The organism is Streptomyces sp. NPDC014764 (genome assembly GCF_043082785.1).
In the GTDB taxonomy this organism is placed as follows: domain Bacteria; phylum Actinomycetota; class Actinomycetes; order Streptomycetales; family Streptomycetaceae; genus Streptomyces; species Streptomyces althioticus.
This window is the reverse complement of record NZ_JBIBXY010000056.1, coordinates 1-1,201: the sequence shown is the minus strand read 5'-3', so window position 1 is coordinate 1,201 and position 1,201 is coordinate 1. Positions and strand designations below refer to the sequence as shown.

Here is a 1,201-nt window from a genome sequence, read left to right as displayed (position 1 = left end):
AGGAGGACGGTGTCGGGGTACTGGGTGTCGATCTCCTTGCGGACCCGCTTGAGGAACGCGTGCGTCGCCGGGAGGTTCTCGCAGTTCGTCCCCTCGGCCGCGTACAGATAGGGGACGGCGTCCAGCCGGAATCCGTCGATGCCCAGGTCGAGCCAGAACCTCAGCCCCGCCAGCATCTCCTCCTGGACGCGCGGGTTCTCGTAGTTGAGGTCCGGCTGGTGCGAGAAGAAGCGGTGGAAGTAGTACTGCTTGCGTACGGGGTCGTACGTCCAGTTGGACGCCTCGGTGTCGACGAAGATGATGCGCGCGTCCGGGTAGCCGGTGTCGTCGTCCGCCCAGACGTAGAAGTCCCCGTAGGGGCCCTCCGGGTCCTTGCGGGACTCCTGGAACCACGGGTGCTGGTCGCTGGTGTGGTTCATGACGAAGTCGATGATCACGCGCATGCCGCGCTGGTGCGCGGCGTCGACGAACTCCACGAAGTCGGCGAGGTCGCCGAAGTCGGGGAGCACCGCGGTGTAGTCGGCGACGTCGTAGCCGCCGTCCTTGAGCGGTGACTTGAAGAAGGGCGGCAGCCACAGGCAGTCGACGCCCAGCCACTGCAGGTAGTCCAGCTTGGAGGTCAGGCCTTTCAGGTCGCCGATGCCGTCCCCGTTGCTGTCCTGGAAGGAGCGGACGAGGACCTCGTAGAAGACGGCGCGTTTGAACCAGTCGGGATCCCGGTCCCTGACCGGTGTGTCCTCGAACGTGTCCGGCACTGGCTCGTTCACGGTCATGGCGTTCCTGGCCCTCCGTTTCGCTGTGCGGCGGGCGGTCGCTGGACGTGCAGGACATGCGCTGGAGCCCGCCCCGGCTCCAGCCGCACGTAGTTGGTGCTGCCCCAGTGGTAGGTCTCGCCGGTGAGGTCGTCGCGCACCGGCACCGACTCGTGCCAGCCCAGGCCGAGTTGCGGCATGTCGAGCGAGACCGTCGCCTCCTGGACGTGATGGGGGTCGAGGTTGACGACCACGAGCACGACGTCGGAGTCGTGGCGCTTGCTGTACGCCAGGACGGAGTCGTTGTCGGTGCGGTGGAAGCGGAGATTGCGCAGTCGGTGCAGCGCGGGGTGGTCCCGCCGGATGGTGTTGAGGCGGGTGATCAGGGGTGCGATGGTGCGGCCCTCGCGTGCGGCGGCTTCCCAGTCGCGGGGTTTGAGCTGGTACTT

General features: G+C 67.0%; 2 protein-coding genes. Both read right to left on the bottom strand.

The window, feature by feature from the left end; translation table 11 throughout:
* A partial coding sequence (locus ACF1AG_RS34830) for an alpha-amylase family glycosyl hydrolase (RefSeq protein ID WP_359608198.1) occupies nt 1-773 on the bottom strand: 773 nt, incomplete at its 3' end.
* Nucleotides 770-1,201 (bottom strand): alpha-glucosidase C-terminal domain-containing protein (locus ACF1AG_RS34825; RefSeq protein WP_359608199.1); only part of this gene is annotated, 432 nt, incomplete at its 5' end. The genes ACF1AG_RS34830 and ACF1AG_RS34825, both read right to left, overlap by 4 nt.